This window comes from Actinopolymorpha sp. B17G11, assembly GCF_040196095.1.
Lineage (GTDB): Bacteria > Actinomycetota > Actinomycetes > Propionibacteriales > Actinopolymorphaceae > Thermasporomyces.
Map to the genome: position 1 here is coordinate 21,570 of NZ_JBEFTW010000023.1, position 13,856 is coordinate 35,425.

Consider the following 13,856-nt stretch of genomic DNA (forward strand, 5'->3'; position numbering starts at 1 on the left):
CCGCAGAGAGGACGACCGATGAACGCAGAGGTCCATCGATCGCTTGTGTGGTTGAAGGAGTGTGGTGCCGAGTTGGCCGAGGTCAAGCTGGCACGAGGTCGGCTGTCGGCGGTCGGTGCAGCGATCGGTGGCGATCCGCTGCCGTACCGATTGGAGTACGTCCTCACGACGACGGACTCGTACGTCACGTCGTCGTTGCGTGTCCACACATCCGCGGTGGGCTGGCGTCGCTCGCTCGAGCTGCACCGCAACGGCGACGGCAGCTGGCGGATCGTTGCCGACGCGGAGGGCACTCTCGACGCACCCCAGCCTGGTGGAGACCCCGCGGCCTTCCATGGCGCGTACGACTGCGATCTCGGGCTGTGCCCCTTGACCAACACGATGCCGGTACTCAGGCATGGTCTCCTCACCGGCGGCGATCCCGTCGAGTTGGTCATGCCCTGGGTCTCCGTGCCCGACCTCGCCGTCACTGCGAGCCGGCAGCGCTACACGCCGGTCAGCCAGGCCGCGGAGTCGTCCGTGGTGCGCTTCGATGATGACGACTTCACCGCCGACATCGTCTTCGACGCCGACGGTCTGGTCCTCGACTATCCCGAGATCGCCCGGAGGGTGCAGTGATCCGCCTCGACCGACACTCCCGTTGAACTGAGCGCCGGTTGAAGTGACCGACTCGGGACATGACCGGGTCCGGTCGCCGTGGCGGTTGTGCATGCCCGACATGCCCGTGAGGCTGGATGGACGAAAGTTTCGAACGCCTGACGAGGGAGGCCGGCATGGTCAGCGACCAACCGTACGCGCAGGAGTTCAGCCGTCGTAGGTTGCTGCACAGTTCCGCTGTTGCGGCGGCGACAGTGGTGCTCGGTGCCTGCTCGACCACCGACGGGCCGACAGCGGACCAGGGCGACCCTGATCCGTCGACGCGGGGCGGAAAGGGTTCGCGGACCAAGCCCGTGGAGCCGCCCGCGAAGTTCGGTGAGGCACCCGCGTTGGCCGCACAGGTCAAGGCAGGAGAGCTGCCACCGGTGGCAGAGCGCCTTCCCTCCCGGCCGTACGTCGTTCCACACCGCTGGTGTACGGATGGAAAGTACGGCGGGCGGATGCTCAACCTCGTCGACAAGTCCGACAGCGGGGCCATCAACGAGTACATGTACGGCCGCTCGCCCCTGCGCTGGCTCAACGACGGCCTCGACATCGGGCCCGGCGTGGTGGAGTCGTGGGAGTCCAATGACGACGCGTCGGAGTGGACGCTCCACCTGCGCGAGGGCCTGAAGTGGTCCGACGGTGAGCCGGTGACGGCGGCGGACGCGTTGTACTGGTGGGAGGACATGGTGCTCGACGAGGTGCACACCGCCATCCCACCCGACTCCGGCCGCTCGGGCTCGGGCAAACCGATGACGCTCAGCGCACCCGACGACACGACGCTGCTCCTGACGTTCGACAGCCCCACTCCGCTCACTCCCGCGCTGTTGGCCAACGGCGTGAACACCCTCGACTGGTTCGTGCCCAAGCACTACCTCGGCCGGTTCCATCCGAAGTACAACAAGAAGGTCGAGGACAAGAACTGGTTCGAGGACCACGACCAGCACGCCAACTGGGTCGTCGATCCGGACTGCCCCACCCTCACGGGATGGCACACGACGTCCTACCGCGAGGGTCGCCAGATCGTGATGGAACGCAATCCCTACTACTGGTGCGTCGACGCCAACGGTAACCAGCTCCCCTACGTCGACGAGGTCGTCTTCTCGGTCGTCACCGAACCCGAGGTGAGGAAGCTGCAGATCCAGGAAGGCTCGGTGGACTACGTCCACGGCGCGTTCATCCCGATCGGGCTCGGAGACATCTCCGGCATGAAGGGCACCCAGAACCAGCACGACATGGACGTGTTGTTGTGGGACAGCGGATCCGGCACGGGATCGGTCTTCTTCTTCAACTACGACTACCCGGAGCCAGGCCTACGCAGGTTGATCCGGAACCCGAAGTTCCGCCAGGCATTGTCCTATGGCTTCAACCGGGCCGAGGCACAGAAGGCCATCTACTACAACACCGGCGAGAAGACGACCGGGACCTACAGCCCGAAGTCGATCGAGTACCAGGTGAACGACGAGGGCAAGCAGGTCTACCGGACCTGGCGGGACGCCTACGTCGACTTCGACCCCGACAAGGCGGCACAGATGCTGGACGAGCTCGGCGTCGTCGACAGCGACGGTGACGGGGTCAGGGAACTTCCGGGCGGCGGCAAGCTGCGGATCCGCATCGACGTTCCCGCCGACGTGAGCGCTGAACACTCCAGCAAGAACAACCTCCTCAAGGCCGACTGGGAGAAGCTCGACATCGCCGTCGAGATCAACCCGATCGCGCCCGAGGCGTTCGGCGACCAGTGGCAGAACGGCCAGCTGATGGCACAGAGCTCCTGGGAGGTCGGTGACGGCCCGGACCACATCACCGGCCCGTGGTGGTTCGTACCGATCGAGCCCGCGCGCTGGGCGCCGTTGCACGGGCGGATGTGGTCGCTGCGTGGGACACCCGAGGAGAACAAGGAGACCGACGTCGACCCGTGGAAGCGCACACCGCCACGCGTGGATCCCGAACCAGGCAGCCCGATCGCCCGGCTGTGGGAGATGTATGACCGGGCGAAGTCGGAGACCGACGCGCTCGCACGGCACCGGATCGTCTGGGACATGGTGAGGATCCACATCGAGGACGGGCCGTTCTTCATGGGGACCGTCGCCAACTACCCGCAGGTGACCATGCGAAAGAAGGAGCTGCGCAACGTTCCGGCGCGGGACCAGCTGGCGCTGGGCGGGATGGTCAACACCTGGGCCCATCCCACACCCGCGGTCTACGACCCGGAGGCCTACTACTGGGAGAACCCGGACGCGCACACCTGAGTGGCCGGCGAGGTAATTACCTGCGCGCGAATCTGGACAGGCGTAAGGGATTGACGAACCACGGGTGGCGGCCCACTCTTGTCCCGTCCACAGGACACGGTGCTCGGTTACCGCTCCGCCATGGAGACGGAACCGCGGGCAGGAGGTCGGCGATGCCCCGTACCCCTTCGATGCTTCGGCTCATCCGCCGCGGTGCCGTCGCGGCCGTGACGCTGACCCTCGCCGTCGGCGTCTGCGCGCCCGTCGTCGGAGCGAACGCCGCGCCGTCGCCAGAGGCCACGGCCGCAACCGTCGCTGACTCCCGTCAGGACGCCTACACCCAGGCGGCACACGAGTTCGGGGTACCGGAGTCCCTCCTGCTCGCGGTGTCCTACCTCGAGACCCGCTGGGACGTCCACGCCGGACAACCTTCCCGGGCAGGCGGGTACGGGCCGATGCACCTCACCGACCTCGAGGCCGCGATGTCGGAGCCTGGTGGTGCCGCGGCCACTGGTGAGGTCGCGGAACTCCGAGGCGATTCCTCTCGGCAGGCGCAGGCGCGCACGCCCGTCACGAGTCCCGCGCTGCGCACTGTCGAGCTCGCGGCCCGGTTGACCGGCATCGACGAAGCCCGCCTACGTACAGACCCCACGGCCAACATCCGCGGCGGCGCGGCCGTGCTCGCCGAGTACCAGCGCCAGATCGGCGCTCCGAGCACCGACAACGCCGGTGAATGGTACGGCGCGACCGCTCGCTACAGCGGGGCGAGGGACCATGCCTCCGCGCGGGCCTTCGCCGACGAGGCGTACTCCGTCCTCGCCGAAGGCGCCCGGCGTACGACCGACGACGGCCAGGTGGTCGCGCTGGCGGCAGACGCCGTGCAACCGGATCGGACCTGGCTCGGAAAGCTCGGCCTGCAGGAGGCCGAGGACGGCGACGTCGAGTGCCCGCGCAGCATCGGCTGTGAGTGGATTCCCGCGCCGTACGAAGACCTCGGCGACGGCGACTACGGCAACCACGACCTCGCCGACCGGCCGAACAGCCAGCAGATCCGCTACATCGTCATCCACGACACCGAGGTGACGTACGAGACGACACTCAACCTCGTCCAGGACCCGACGTACGTCAGCTGGCACTACACGTTGCGCGCGAGCGACGGGCACATCGCCCAGCACGTGAAGGCGAAGGATGCCGCCTGGCATGCCGGCAACTGGTACGTCAACGCGAAGTCGATCGGCCTCGAGCACGAGGGCTACGCGGCCCGCGGCACGTGGTACACCGAGGCGATGTACCGCACGTCGGCGAAGCTTGTTGCCTACCTGGCGAAGAAGTACCACATCCCGCTCGACCGCCAACACATCCTCGGCCACGACACCGTCCAGGGCATCACGCCGCCCTTTGTACAAGGCATGCACTGGGACCCCGGTCCGTACTGGGACTGGTCCCACTACTTCGACCTCCTCGACGCGCCGTTCGAGAACTCCGGCGGTCCGACGTCAGGCGCCGTCACGATCAACCCCGACTTCGCGACGAACAACCCAGGCTTCACCGGTTGCGAGAACTCCCCCGGTCCACCGGGCGAAGGGATTCCCCCGCAGTGCGGGACATGGGGATCGTCTGCCCTCGTGCTCCGCACCGAGCCGCGCGCGGATGCTCCGCTGCTGCTCGACGTCGGCAGCAACCCGCCCGACGGGACGAGCACGATGGACGTCGCCGACATCGGCAGCCGGGCGGGTGCCGGCCAGCAGTTCGCCGTCGCCGAGACGCGCGGCGACTGGACCGCGGTCTGGTACCTCGGCCAGAAGGGCTGGTTCCACAACCCGCGCAGGTCTCCGACAGCGGTGTGGACGAAGGCGATGGTCGCCACACCCAAGGCGGGCAAGGCGTCCATCCCGGTCTACGGAAGGGCTTATCCGGAAGCCGCCGCCTATCCGCCCGACGTGCCCGTGCAGGCCATCGTGCCGCTGCAGTACGCGTTGCCAGCCGGGCAGGAGTACGTCGTCGGTATGAAGGCCGACACGGAGTACTACCGTGCCGTGACGTTCGACCCGACCAACCACAAGGTGATCCGCGGTTCGCTGGTCTATTACCAGATCCAGTTCGGTCACCGGGTGGCGTACGTGATGGCCGATGACGTCACGCTCACACCGTCCTGGCGTTGATCGCTCGCCGTCAATGATTGCTTGACAACGGGTGATCTCCGAACGAATCTTGCACCATGGCTGTCAACGACTTGGACCTCGACCAGATCATCGCCGCGATCGACACGGCGCAGGCAGCAGGCAAACCCCTCGACCGGGTGACCGCCGCGCGCGAGGTCGCGGCCCGACTGGAGGCGTTCGCGCACCATGTCGTTGCGCACTACGTCGACGAGGCGCGTCAGGCAGGCGCCTCATGGACCGACATCGGCGCCGCGCTCAGCGTGACCCGCCAAGCCGCACAGCAACGATTCGTTCCCGCCGAAGGCGGCGGTGTCGGTGCCGCGAGCCGAAGCCCGGCAGCCGTTCCGTACTCCCCACGGGCCACCGCCGCGCTCGAGGCCGCCCGCGACCTGGCTCGTGAGCAGCACCAGACCGTCACCGACCTGCACCTGCTGCTCGCCCTGCTGGACAACCGGTCCGGCGGCGCGATCGTGCTGCTTCGAGGACTCGACCGTCGAGCCGCGGACGTCCGCAAGCTTGCGCGAGCCACGCTCGCCGCCGAGGGGACCAGGGCGTCGGCGAAAAGTCCCGACCTGGGGCGCGCGGCGGCACGCGCCCTCGAGGTCGCCACCCGCGAAGCGCTCCGGCTCGGTGCCGACGACGTCGGAACCGAGCACCTGCTGCTCGCCCTTGCCAGTGACGAGCAGCGACCTGCGGGCCGCGTGCTCGCCGAGGCCGGGCTCAGCTATCCCGCGCTCCGCAGGGAGGCGGCGAACCAGGCACGGCTTGCCCGTGAGCGAACTGCCCAGAAGCGCACCCGCAAGAAGCGCCCCTGATCGCCGGAGGTCAGTCGAACAGGTCGTCGAGGAACGACCGCTTCCGCTTCTTTCCGTGTCCGTACTGTCCGCCGTAGCCGTGCCGGTCGTCGGAACCGTAGCGTCTGCCGTAGCCGTGGCGGTCGTCGGAGCCGTGGCGGTCGTCGGAGCCGTACCGGTGGTCGTCGCGGTGCTGGGTGTATCCCGACGGGCCGCGGTGCTCCGAGGGGACGGATCTCTGCTCACTGTGCCAGCGGGTCTCCGCGTCGCTGAGGCGTTCGAGCTCGCCGCGGTCGAGGAAGATGCCGCGACAGTCGGTGCACTGGTCGATGTGCACGCCGCTGCGTTCGTACTGCCGCATGACGCCGTGACATTTCGGGCAGCTGAGTTGGGTCATGTCGGCAACTTAACCGATGGATGTGACAGAACGCGGGTACGGGCGGATGCCCGTACCCGCGTCGCTGCGCTGAGCCGCCACGTGCTAGACGGATCCGAGGTCCATGTGCATGAGCTCCCACACGTGGCCGTCGAGGTCGCAGAAGCTGGCTCCATACATCGGACCGTCCTCGATCATCGGCTGCCACGGCTTGCCGCCGGCGGCGAGAGCGGCCGCCAGGGTGTCGTCGACCTGCTGCCGGCTCTCCGCCGACAGACAGGTGATGACCTCGGTCCGCGCGGGATCGCAGATCTCGCCGTTGATGAAGTCCTTGAAGCGCTCCTCGACCAGGAGCATGACGAAGATGTTCTGGTCGACGACCATGCAGGCGCACTTGTCGTCGGAGAACTGCGGGTTGAACTCGAAACCGAGCGTGGTGAAGAAGTCGGTCGAGGCCTTCAGGTCGGTGACCGGCAGGTTCACGAAGATCATGCGCATGGCTCTCTCCTGGTGTCAGTGTTCTGGATGACTCAGCGGAACGACTCGGGGTCCCGCAGGGCCTTGGTCGTACGAAGCCACGCCCGCACAGGGGATTCAGCGTCCGCGGACGAGGGCGAGCAGCGCCTTGACCTCCGACCACCGTGCCCACGCGATCAGCCCGACCAGGACGCCCAGGATGGCTGGCGTGATCGAGGTGATGCCGGCGTCGAGAACGAACACGGATGTGATGGTGGCTCCCACCATCACGCCGACCAGTCCGAGGGCTGCGAGTCCGGCGAGTCGCGGGATCAGGAGGCCGATCCCGCCGGCCAGTTCAAGGATCCCGACCAGATATCGGAACCACTGGCCGAGCCCGATGTGGTCGAACATCTCCACCGCGATCTGGTCTCCGAGGAGTTTGGGCACTGCCGCGGCGGCCACGAAGAACACCCCCAGCAGGATCTGTCCTGCCCACAGGGCAATGGTGACGGCCCGGGGGCGGCTCGCCGGTGTCGGGCTCTCAGCGTGGGAAGCGGTCATGGTGGTCTACCTTTCCGATATGGACCGTGAGTGGTTGCCGGTATGGACCAGGCCGCTGGCGGAATCTCATCGGCGTAGCGATGAGTTTTCTCCGCGGCGCAGTCTGTACTCATGTGACCGGTCCGCAGAACACGTGTGGGTGAGCCACCTGGCCGGCCCGGGAGAGGGAGAGGGTTGTGACGACGACGACGGACAAACTGGACGAAGAGGACTTCCTCCGACAGGCCGACCCCTACCGCCGGGAGCTGCTGGCGCACTGTTACCGCATGCTCGGCTCGGTCCACGACGCCGAGGACCTCGTGCAGGAGACCTATCTGCGCGCGTGGCGGTCCTACCACGGTTTCGAAGGCAGGTCGTCTCTTCGCACCTGGCTGCACCGGATCGCCACCCGCGCGTGCCTGACCGCCCTGGAGAGCCGCGGCAGGCGGCCCATGCCGACCGGACTGGGGGCGCCCAGCTCCAGTCCGCGCGACTCCCTGGTCGAGCAGCCGGAGGTGCCGTGGCTCGAGCCCATTCCGGACGCCATGATCGGCGCCGACCATGCCGACCCCGCCGCAATCGTCACCAACCGGGCCAGCGTCCGGCTCGCCCTCATCGCGGCTCTGCAGCACCTGCCGCCCCGGCAGCGTGCCGTACTGATCCTGCGTGACGTCCTGCAGTGGCGCGCCGCCGAGGTCGCCGAGGTGCTCGACACCACCACCACTGCCGTCAACAGCATCCTGCAACGGGCCCGGGCGCAGCTCGACCAGCTGACACCGCGCGAGGACGACATCGTCGAACCCGTCGACGCCGACCAACGCGAGCTGCTCGACCGCTACGTCAGCGCGTTCGAGAACATGGACATCGCCGCGATCGTGGAGCTGTTCACCGCCGACGCGGTCTGGGAGATGCCACCCTTCGCTGGCTGGTACCAGGGCCCCGAGGACATTGGCGAGCTCATCGCGAGGCACTGCCCCTGCGACGGCCCAGGCGGCATGCGGCTCGTCCCCACCGAGGCCAACGGCCAGCCGGCGTTCGGGCTCTACATGCGTGCCGAGGACGGCACCTACCGACCCTTCAACCTGCCGGTGCTCACCCTCGGCCCGACCGGTGTCACCCACGTCTCCTGCTTCTTCGACCTCCGGCTCTTCGCCACGTTCGGGCTCCCGGAGTCTCTGCCGGCCGAGCCGCGACCCGTGGCCGGCTGACCGGGCAGATGACGATGACGGACGTCTGTGAGAGGGCGGCCGCCGCAGGGGGAATCGTTCTGCTGGAGCGGGCTATCAACTACACGCTCGGCAGCCTGCACCTGGTCGGGGCTGGCGAGTTGTCCCGGCCGACTCCCTGCGACGAGTGGGACCTCGGGTCCCTGTTGGCGCACTTGGACGACTCGCTCACCGCGCTGTTCGAGGCGGTCGACGGTGGACAGATGGCGCCCGGCAGGACCTCACCTCCTGTCGGGCGACGGGCCGGGAGCATGCACAGCGACCGTGGCCGGGCCGACTTCGTGAACGATGTCCGTGCACGGGCCCGGGACCTGGTCGGCGCCTGCACCATCGCCGGTCGCCACGAGGTCTCGGTCGCCGGCCTGCCACTCAGCACCGGCGTCGTCACCGGGACCGGCGCGATCGAGGTCGCGGTCCACGGCTGGGACGTCGCCCGCGGTTGCGGATGGGAGCGGCCGATTCCTGCATCCCTGGCCGAGGAGATGCTCGCGCTCTCGCCGATGTTCGTCGCGACCGCCGACCGCCAAGGGCTCTTCGCTCCGCCCGTCACCCCGCCGGAGCCGGCCAGCCCGAGTGACCGGTTGGTCGCATTCCTCGGTCGCCAGCCCTGATCCGTCCGGCGCCCTACGCCCCCGGTCGGGGATGCCTTCGCCGTTACCTCACCGGGTGAGGTGGGTGAGGACCTCGCGCAGGTCGTCGTACGTCTCGGGGAGGTCTCTGCGGTTTTCGAGCCGATGGCGCTCGAGCCGTGAGGCGCCGATGTGGCGGGCGCGGTAGAACAGCGCGCGCGTTGCCGCGGCCGGTGTGCTCGTCGGCGGTCCGTAGGCCTCCCAGAACGCATCGCGCTCCGTGCCCGGGCGTCTGCCGGCCCGGTAGATCGTCCAGTCCGCCGCCGGATCACCCCACATGGCTCGGTCGCCGTCGATGACGCCGGTGATCGTGGGCCTCGACGCCGCGGGGTCGATCATCACGTTGACCGTCCAGAGATCGCCGTGCAGCAGCCGTGGCGACGCGACCTCGTCGAGGACCCCGCGTTGGTGTGCGGCCAGCGCGGCGACCTCGCGGACGTCCGCCGCGTCGAGACCCACGTCGTCGAGGTCGGCCGCGGTGTCGTCCAGGTATGCGATCACCGTCTCGCTCCAGGTGGCGTACGCCGGGCCGTACACCGGCCCGAAGCGCGTGCCGCGTACGTCGTGGATCCGGCGCGCGATCTCGCCCATCTGTCCGAAGAACGACGCCCACTCCACGCGAGGATAGGCGCCGAGGCCTTCCGGCGCGGGGATCCCGTCGAGCATCGTCTGGAAGACGTAGTCCCGCCCGACGACCTCGTGGGTGAAGTCGACGGCGAGGGTCCGGGGCAGCAGCGGCCCGAGCGGGGCGAGGTACGGCGTGCTGGCGTACTCGTTGCGCATGAGCTCCCGCTCGATGCGGAACTGCTTCGCTGGCTCGGGTGCCACGCGCAGAATCACCGGACGATCCGCTCCGATGTCGACGCGATAGGTGCTGTTGTAGGTCCCCCAGCCGAGTTCGACGGCCGAGGCGACCCGGACCTCACCGCCGAACGCGCGGTGGCACATCGCTCGCACCTCGGCAGCGGTCACCGTCTGTTGAAAGGCGGCCGGCGCGCGCTCGATGGGGTGGAACTCCATGCTGCTCCCTTGAGAAGCTTGCACCTTCGCACGGTCTGGAAGCACACCGAATGACCCACCCGCTCGCCCACACCGGGTTCCGGACCGGTCAGAACAGGGTGTGGGCGATCTCCACGATCCGGTCGTCGTCATCGAGGACGGGGATGACCCGCCACTTGTCGAAGGCCGTGCACGGGTGCGAGATCCCGAACGCCACCAGGTCGCCGACAGCAACCTCGGCGTCGCGCGGCAGGTCGATGAACGCGTGCTGGTCGTTGAGGGCGCTGACGACGGCCCCGACGGCGTGCCGCTCTGATCCCTCGGGGGACACGATCCGGTAGACCACCGGAAGCTCGACGTCGAACGGCAGGTCGCGTCGCCCGGCGCCCACCAGCGCCCGGCCGGCCTCCGGCCGCGAGAGGACGTACGCCCAGACCTCCAACGCGGCGCGGAGTTCGTACGGGGAGCCGCCCGTCGGCAGCGGCGTCGACGGCCCGTAGAGGCCCTCGTCGTGGGTGACGTAGCCACCGCTGCGGAGCACCGCCGTCGCCGGATCGCCGACGAGCTCGCGCGCCACCACGTCGAAGTACGTGCTGCCTCCCGCGGAGAGCAACAACTCCTGCGCCGGGTCGACCAGACCTTCGTCCCGCAGCCGGAGCCCCAACGCCCGGATGTCCCGGCAGAAGGCGGCCACCGCGTCGAGCTGTTCGGGAGTACGACCGTGGCCGACCACGCCTTCGTACCCGGTCGCGCCCGCCACGGCCAGCGTGGAGGTGTTCGCGACAGCCTGGGCCACCGCCATTGCCGCCTCCATGCTCCTGGCGCCGGTCCGGCGACCGGTGAGGCCGAGCTCCACCAGGACCGGTAGCCGCCGGGTCGCGCCGTGCCGCGTCAACTCCCGGTCCAGCAGGGCGACGCCCTCTCTCGAGTCGACGTACCCGATCACCGTCAGATCCGGATCCTCGGTCGTCGCCCGGGCGAGCCAGCCGATGCCGGCGGGGTCGACCAGTTGGTTGGCGAGCACCACCCGGCGTACGCCGAAGTCGACGTACGCACGCACCTGCCCGATCGTCGCGGCCGTCACGCCCCACGCGCCGGCCTCGAGCTGGCGGGCGATGAGTTCGGGCGACATCGTGGTCTTGCCGTGCGGCGCCAGCTCGACCCGCTGGTCGGCGCACCAGGCCGCCAGGGTCGCGATGTTCGACGAGAGCGCGCTCTCCCGGATCACCATGAGCGGGAAAGTCAGCTCACCGCCACGCAGCCGGACCTTGCGGTCGACCAGTTCGGCGGCCGTCGTGGCACCGGTGCCGGTGAAGCCGGTCTCGAACGGTTCGATCGGACGCTCTCGCCACGCGTGCAGCGCCGTGCTGAGGGCCCCCGGATCGTAGGCATGGGTCATGCGGTGTTGAGCCCTGACCTCACTTCGTTCGGTCATGCGGGTTCTCCTCGTCGTAGCGCCCGGCCGGGTGTCGCCCCGGTGAGCTTTCCGTCGGTGAGGACCGGTTCGCCCGCGACCAGGACGTCGCGGATGCCGACGGCCAGTTGGCATGGGTGGTCGTACGTCGCGAGGTCGGTGACCAACGTGGGATCGACGACCACGATGTCGGCCGCCGCCCCCTCGCCGAGGGTCCCACGCCCTACGAGCTGGAACCGCCGCGCCGGATGGCCGGCCAGGTGCCACGCCGCCTGCGCCCAGGTCCAGTCGCCCAGCTCACGGGTGTGGTGGCCGAGGAACCGCGCGAAGGCACCCCAACCGCGCGGGTGCGGATGCCCGCCGAGATAGATGGCGTCCGAGCAGCCCATGTGCCGGTCGTCGCGGATCATCGCCCGCAGGTCGGCGTCGTCGCCACCTGGGCTCGGGACGATCGCTCCCACCGCGAGGTCGCTGGCGAGCAGGACCTCACAGACGAGCTCACCGAACGAAAGTCCCGCCCGCGCGCCGGCGGCGGCGAGGGTGAGCCCTTCCGCCCACTGGTAGTCGGTGCCCGCGATGTAGCCGAAGATCGCCGGACCCAGCGCCGCCTCGGCCGCGGGGAACCACCTGGCCTGGAGCTCCGTGCGGACGGCCGGGGCCGCGAGCCGCCGCAGCGTCTCCTCGACCCCACCGGCCTGCACCTGAGGCGGGAGCGCCTTCATGGCGAGGATGGTGTTGCCGTAGAGGTGCGGGTAGGCGTCGAACGTCACGTCGACTCCGGCCGTGGCCGCCTCCTCGAGGTGGTCGAGGAGAGGTTCGGCAAGGCCGCGGTAGTGCGACACGTGGACGGGTACGCCGGTCGCCTGGCCGAGGGCTCGAGCCTCCACCATGCCGGGGGCGCGGCCGCCGTCGTAGCTGCGGAGGTGGCTGACGTAGGGGGCGTCGACCGCGGCCGCCGGCCGGCACAGCGCGGTCAGCTCGTCGAGGTCGGCGAAGACACCGGGTACGTACTCCAGGCCCGTCGAGACACCGACGGCACCCTCGTCGAGTCCCTGCTCCACGAGGCGGAGCAGGTCCGCGAGCTTCTCCCCCGCCGGGCGGTCCTCCGCCCCCAGAACCTCGTGGCGGACGGTGCCGAGGGGCACGAGGTAGGCGATGTTCAGCGGCGTACGGCGGTCATAGAAGTCCAGCAGCCCGGCGACGGTGCACCCGCCCGCGAGCTCCACCGGTGGCGTGCCGTCCACGGCGGCGAAGTAGCGGGCAACGTAGTCGACCGTGCCGCTCGACGCCGGCGCGAACGAGAGCCCGTCCTGGCCGAGGACCACCGACGTCACGCCCTGGCGGAGCATGGCCTCCTGGACGTCTGCCCGGCCAAGGACGGCGTCGGCGTGGACGTGGGTGTCCACGAACCCGGGCATGAGGAACCTCGCGTGGGCGTCGATCACGCTCGCGGCACTCGCACCGGCAAGGTCGCCGATCGCAGCGACGGTGCCGTCCCGCACGCCGAGGTCGGCGGCATAGGGCGACCCGCCCGTGCCGTCGACGATCGTGCCGCCGGTCAGCAGGATGTCGTAGTCGCTCACGCGGGTTCGCTCGCTCACTCGAACACCTCACGCAGGAAGCCGGTATGGCCGGCGAGGACGCCGCCATCGACGCGGAGCACCGTGCCGGTGACCCAGGCCGCATCGGCGGAGGCGAGGAACGCGATCGCGGCCGCGATGTCCTCCGGCTCGCCGATCCGGCCGAGTGGATAGAGCGAGGTCATCCGTTCCAGGACGCTCGGGTCCTTGGCGAGCCGGCGTTCCCAGATCCTGGTGCGGACGGTCCCGGGGGCCACGAGGTTGAACCGCACTCCCCGCCGGGCGTAGCGCATCGCGAGGTTCTGCGTGAGGCTGACCAGCCCGGCCTTGGCCGCGGAGTAGGCCTCGTTGCCGAAGGCGGCCAGCGCGTTGATCGATCCGACCGAGACGACGGCGCCGCCGCCCGGTGCGGCCAGCAGGTGCGGGAGGGCCGCCTGGATGCAGCGGACCGCGCCGCCCAGGGTGGGGTCGACCTGGCGTTGCCACTCTTCCTCGCCGAGATCCTCGAACGCCGTGTCCGTGGCGACACCGACGTTGTTGACGAGGACGTCCAGCCGGCCGAATCGGTCGACGGCGGCGGCGATGGCCGCCTCCACCTGGTCCGGCCGGGCGACGTCGCAGCACAGTGCGAGGGCCCTTGATCCGTCGCCGGCCAGAGCCGAGGCGACCTTGTCGGCGGCGTCGGCCTCGATGTCGCTGACGACGACCGACGCTCCCTCGCGGGCGAGCCGCTGGGCGGTGGCCCGACCGATGCCGTGCGCCGCGCCGGTGATGAAGGCGACGCGATCCTCGAACCGACGCATCCGTCCC

Annotated in this window: 13 protein-coding genes; 6 read left to right on the forward strand and 7 right to left on the reverse strand. The window is 69.4% G+C overall.

The features are described from left to right. The first annotated feature begins 18 nt into the window (after positions 1-18). The 4 genes from ABN028_RS22050 (at position 19) to ABN028_RS22065 (ending at position 5,844) form a co-directional block, all read left to right on the forward strand. Positions 19-618 (forward strand): putative glycolipid-binding domain-containing protein, encoded by a 600-nt coding sequence (locus ABN028_RS22050; RefSeq protein ID WP_349691693.1) that lies wholly within the window; start codon positions 19-21, stop codon positions 616-618. A gap of 155 nt (positions 619-773) precedes the next feature. After that, positions 774-2,888: an ABC transporter substrate-binding protein gene (locus ABN028_RS22055; RefSeq protein WP_349697939.1), complete on the forward strand. Its 2,115-nt coding sequence runs from the start codon at positions 774-776 to the stop codon at positions 2,886-2,888. Between the two features lie 152 nt (positions 2,889-3,040). Further along, positions 3,041-5,029, forward strand: a complete 1,989-nt coding sequence (locus ABN028_RS22060) for an N-acetylmuramoyl-L-alanine amidase (protein ID WP_349697940.1) — start codon at positions 3,041-3,043, stop codon at positions 5,027-5,029. Positions 5,030-5,085: 56 nt separating this feature from the next. Continuing rightward, the gene (locus ABN028_RS22065) at positions 5,086-5,844 is read left to right on the forward strand and encodes a Clp protease N-terminal domain-containing protein (RefSeq protein ID WP_349328596.1); all 759 of its coding nucleotides are present in this window, start codon (positions 5,086-5,088) and stop codon (positions 5,842-5,844) included. Between the two features lie 10 nt (positions 5,845-5,854). Here ABN028_RS22065 and ABN028_RS22070 read toward each other — a convergent pair whose 3' ends face one another. The 3 genes from ABN028_RS22070 to ABN028_RS22080 all read right to left on the reverse strand — a co-directional run bounded on the left by ABN028_RS22070 (position 5,855) and on the right by ABN028_RS22080 (position 7,219). Next, positions 5,855-6,220 carry a TFIIB-type zinc ribbon-containing protein gene (locus tag ABN028_RS22070; protein WP_349697941.1) on the reverse strand — a complete coding sequence of 122 codons (366 nt, stop codon included), beginning with the start codon at positions 6,218-6,220 and terminating at the stop codon, positions 5,855-5,857. An 84-nt stretch (positions 6,221-6,304) separates the two neighbouring features. Next, entirely contained in the window at positions 6,305-6,697 is a 393-nt protein-coding gene (locus ABN028_RS22075) for a VOC family protein (RefSeq protein ID WP_349328594.1), read from the reverse strand. Between the two features lie 96 nt (positions 6,698-6,793). Beyond that, complete coding sequence (locus tag ABN028_RS22080; RefSeq protein ID WP_349697942.1) at positions 6,794-7,219, reverse strand: DoxX family protein; 426 nt, start codon at positions 7,217-7,219, stop codon at positions 6,794-6,796. 176 nt (positions 7,220-7,395) lie between these two features. Between ABN028_RS22080 and ABN028_RS22085 the strand changes: the two genes are divergently transcribed. Next, positions 7,396-8,406: a sigma-70 family RNA polymerase sigma factor gene (locus ABN028_RS22085; RefSeq protein WP_349697943.1), complete on the forward strand. Its 1,011-nt coding sequence runs from the start codon at positions 7,396-7,398 to the stop codon at positions 8,404-8,406. A 14-nt stretch (positions 8,407-8,420) separates the two neighbouring features. Next, entirely contained in the window at positions 8,421-9,035 is a 615-nt protein-coding gene (locus ABN028_RS22090; protein ID WP_349328591.1) for a TIGR03086 family metal-binding protein, read from the forward strand. 48 nt (positions 9,036-9,083) lie between these two features. On the opposite strand, the gene ABN028_RS22095 is transcribed toward ABN028_RS22090, so the two are convergent. From ABN028_RS22095 to ABN028_RS22110, 4 genes are all read right to left on the reverse strand, one after another. Beyond that, positions 9,084-10,073: a phosphotransferase family protein gene (locus ABN028_RS22095; protein ID WP_349697944.1), complete on the reverse strand. Its 990-nt coding sequence runs from the start codon at positions 10,071-10,073 to the stop codon at positions 9,084-9,086. Between the two features lie 88 nt (positions 10,074-10,161). After that, on the reverse strand, positions 10,162-11,487 hold the full coding sequence (locus tag ABN028_RS22100) for a type III PLP-dependent enzyme domain-containing protein (RefSeq protein WP_349697945.1): 1,326 nt from the start codon (positions 11,485-11,487) through the stop codon (positions 10,162-10,164). After that, positions 11,484-13,067, reverse strand: a complete 1,584-nt coding sequence (locus ABN028_RS22105) for an N-acyl-D-amino-acid deacylase family protein (protein WP_349697946.1) — start codon at positions 13,065-13,067, stop codon at positions 11,484-11,486. The genes ABN028_RS22100 and ABN028_RS22105 overlap by 4 nt, the downstream gene beginning before the upstream one ends. Beyond that, entirely contained in the window at positions 13,064-13,849 is a 786-nt protein-coding gene (locus ABN028_RS22110; RefSeq protein WP_349697947.1) for an SDR family NAD(P)-dependent oxidoreductase, read from the reverse strand. Before ABN028_RS22110 ends, ABN028_RS22105 begins: the two co-directional genes overlap by 4 nt. Positions 13,850-13,856 lie beyond the last annotated feature (7 nt).

Bases quoted from the DNA above. Each gene is read 5' to 3' on its own strand.
- ABN028_RS22080 (WP_349697942.1), bottom strand. From the start codon at position 7,219: ATGACCGCTTCCCACGCTGAGAGCCCGACACCGGCGAGCCGCCCCCGG.
- ABN028_RS22070 (WP_349697941.1), bottom strand. From the start codon at position 6,220: ATGACCCAACTCAGCTGCCCGAAATGTCACGGCGTCATGCGGCAGTAC.
- ABN028_RS22050 (WP_349691693.1), top strand. From the start codon at position 19: ATGAACGCAGAGGTCCATCGATCGCTTGTGTGGTTGAAGGAGTGTGGT.
- ABN028_RS22100 (WP_349697945.1), bottom strand. From the start codon at position 11,487: ATGACCGAACGAAGTGAGGTCAGGGCTCAACACCGCATGACCCATGCC.
- ABN028_RS22095 (WP_349697944.1), bottom strand. From the start codon at position 10,073: ATGGAGTTCCACCCCATCGAGCGCGCGCCGGCCGCCTTTCAACAGACG.
- ABN028_RS22110 (WP_349697947.1), bottom strand. From the start codon at position 13,849: ATGCGTCGGTTCGAGGATCGCGTCGCCTTCATCACCGGCGCGGCGCAC.
- ABN028_RS22055 (WP_349697939.1), top strand. From the start codon at position 774: ATGGTCAGCGACCAACCGTACGCGCAGGAGTTCAGCCGTCGTAGGTTG.
- ABN028_RS22090 (WP_349328591.1), top strand. From the start codon at position 8,421: ATGACGGACGTCTGTGAGAGGGCGGCCGCCGCAGGGGGAATCGTTCTG.
- ABN028_RS22065 (WP_349328596.1), top strand. From the start codon at position 5,086: ATGGCTGTCAACGACTTGGACCTCGACCAGATCATCGCCGCGATCGAC.
- ABN028_RS22060 (WP_349697940.1), top strand. From the start codon at position 3,041: ATGCCCCGTACCCCTTCGATGCTTCGGCTCATCCGCCGCGGTGCCGTC.
- ABN028_RS22075 (WP_349328594.1), bottom strand. From the start codon at position 6,697: ATGCGCATGATCTTCGTGAACCTGCCGGTCACCGACCTGAAGGCCTCG.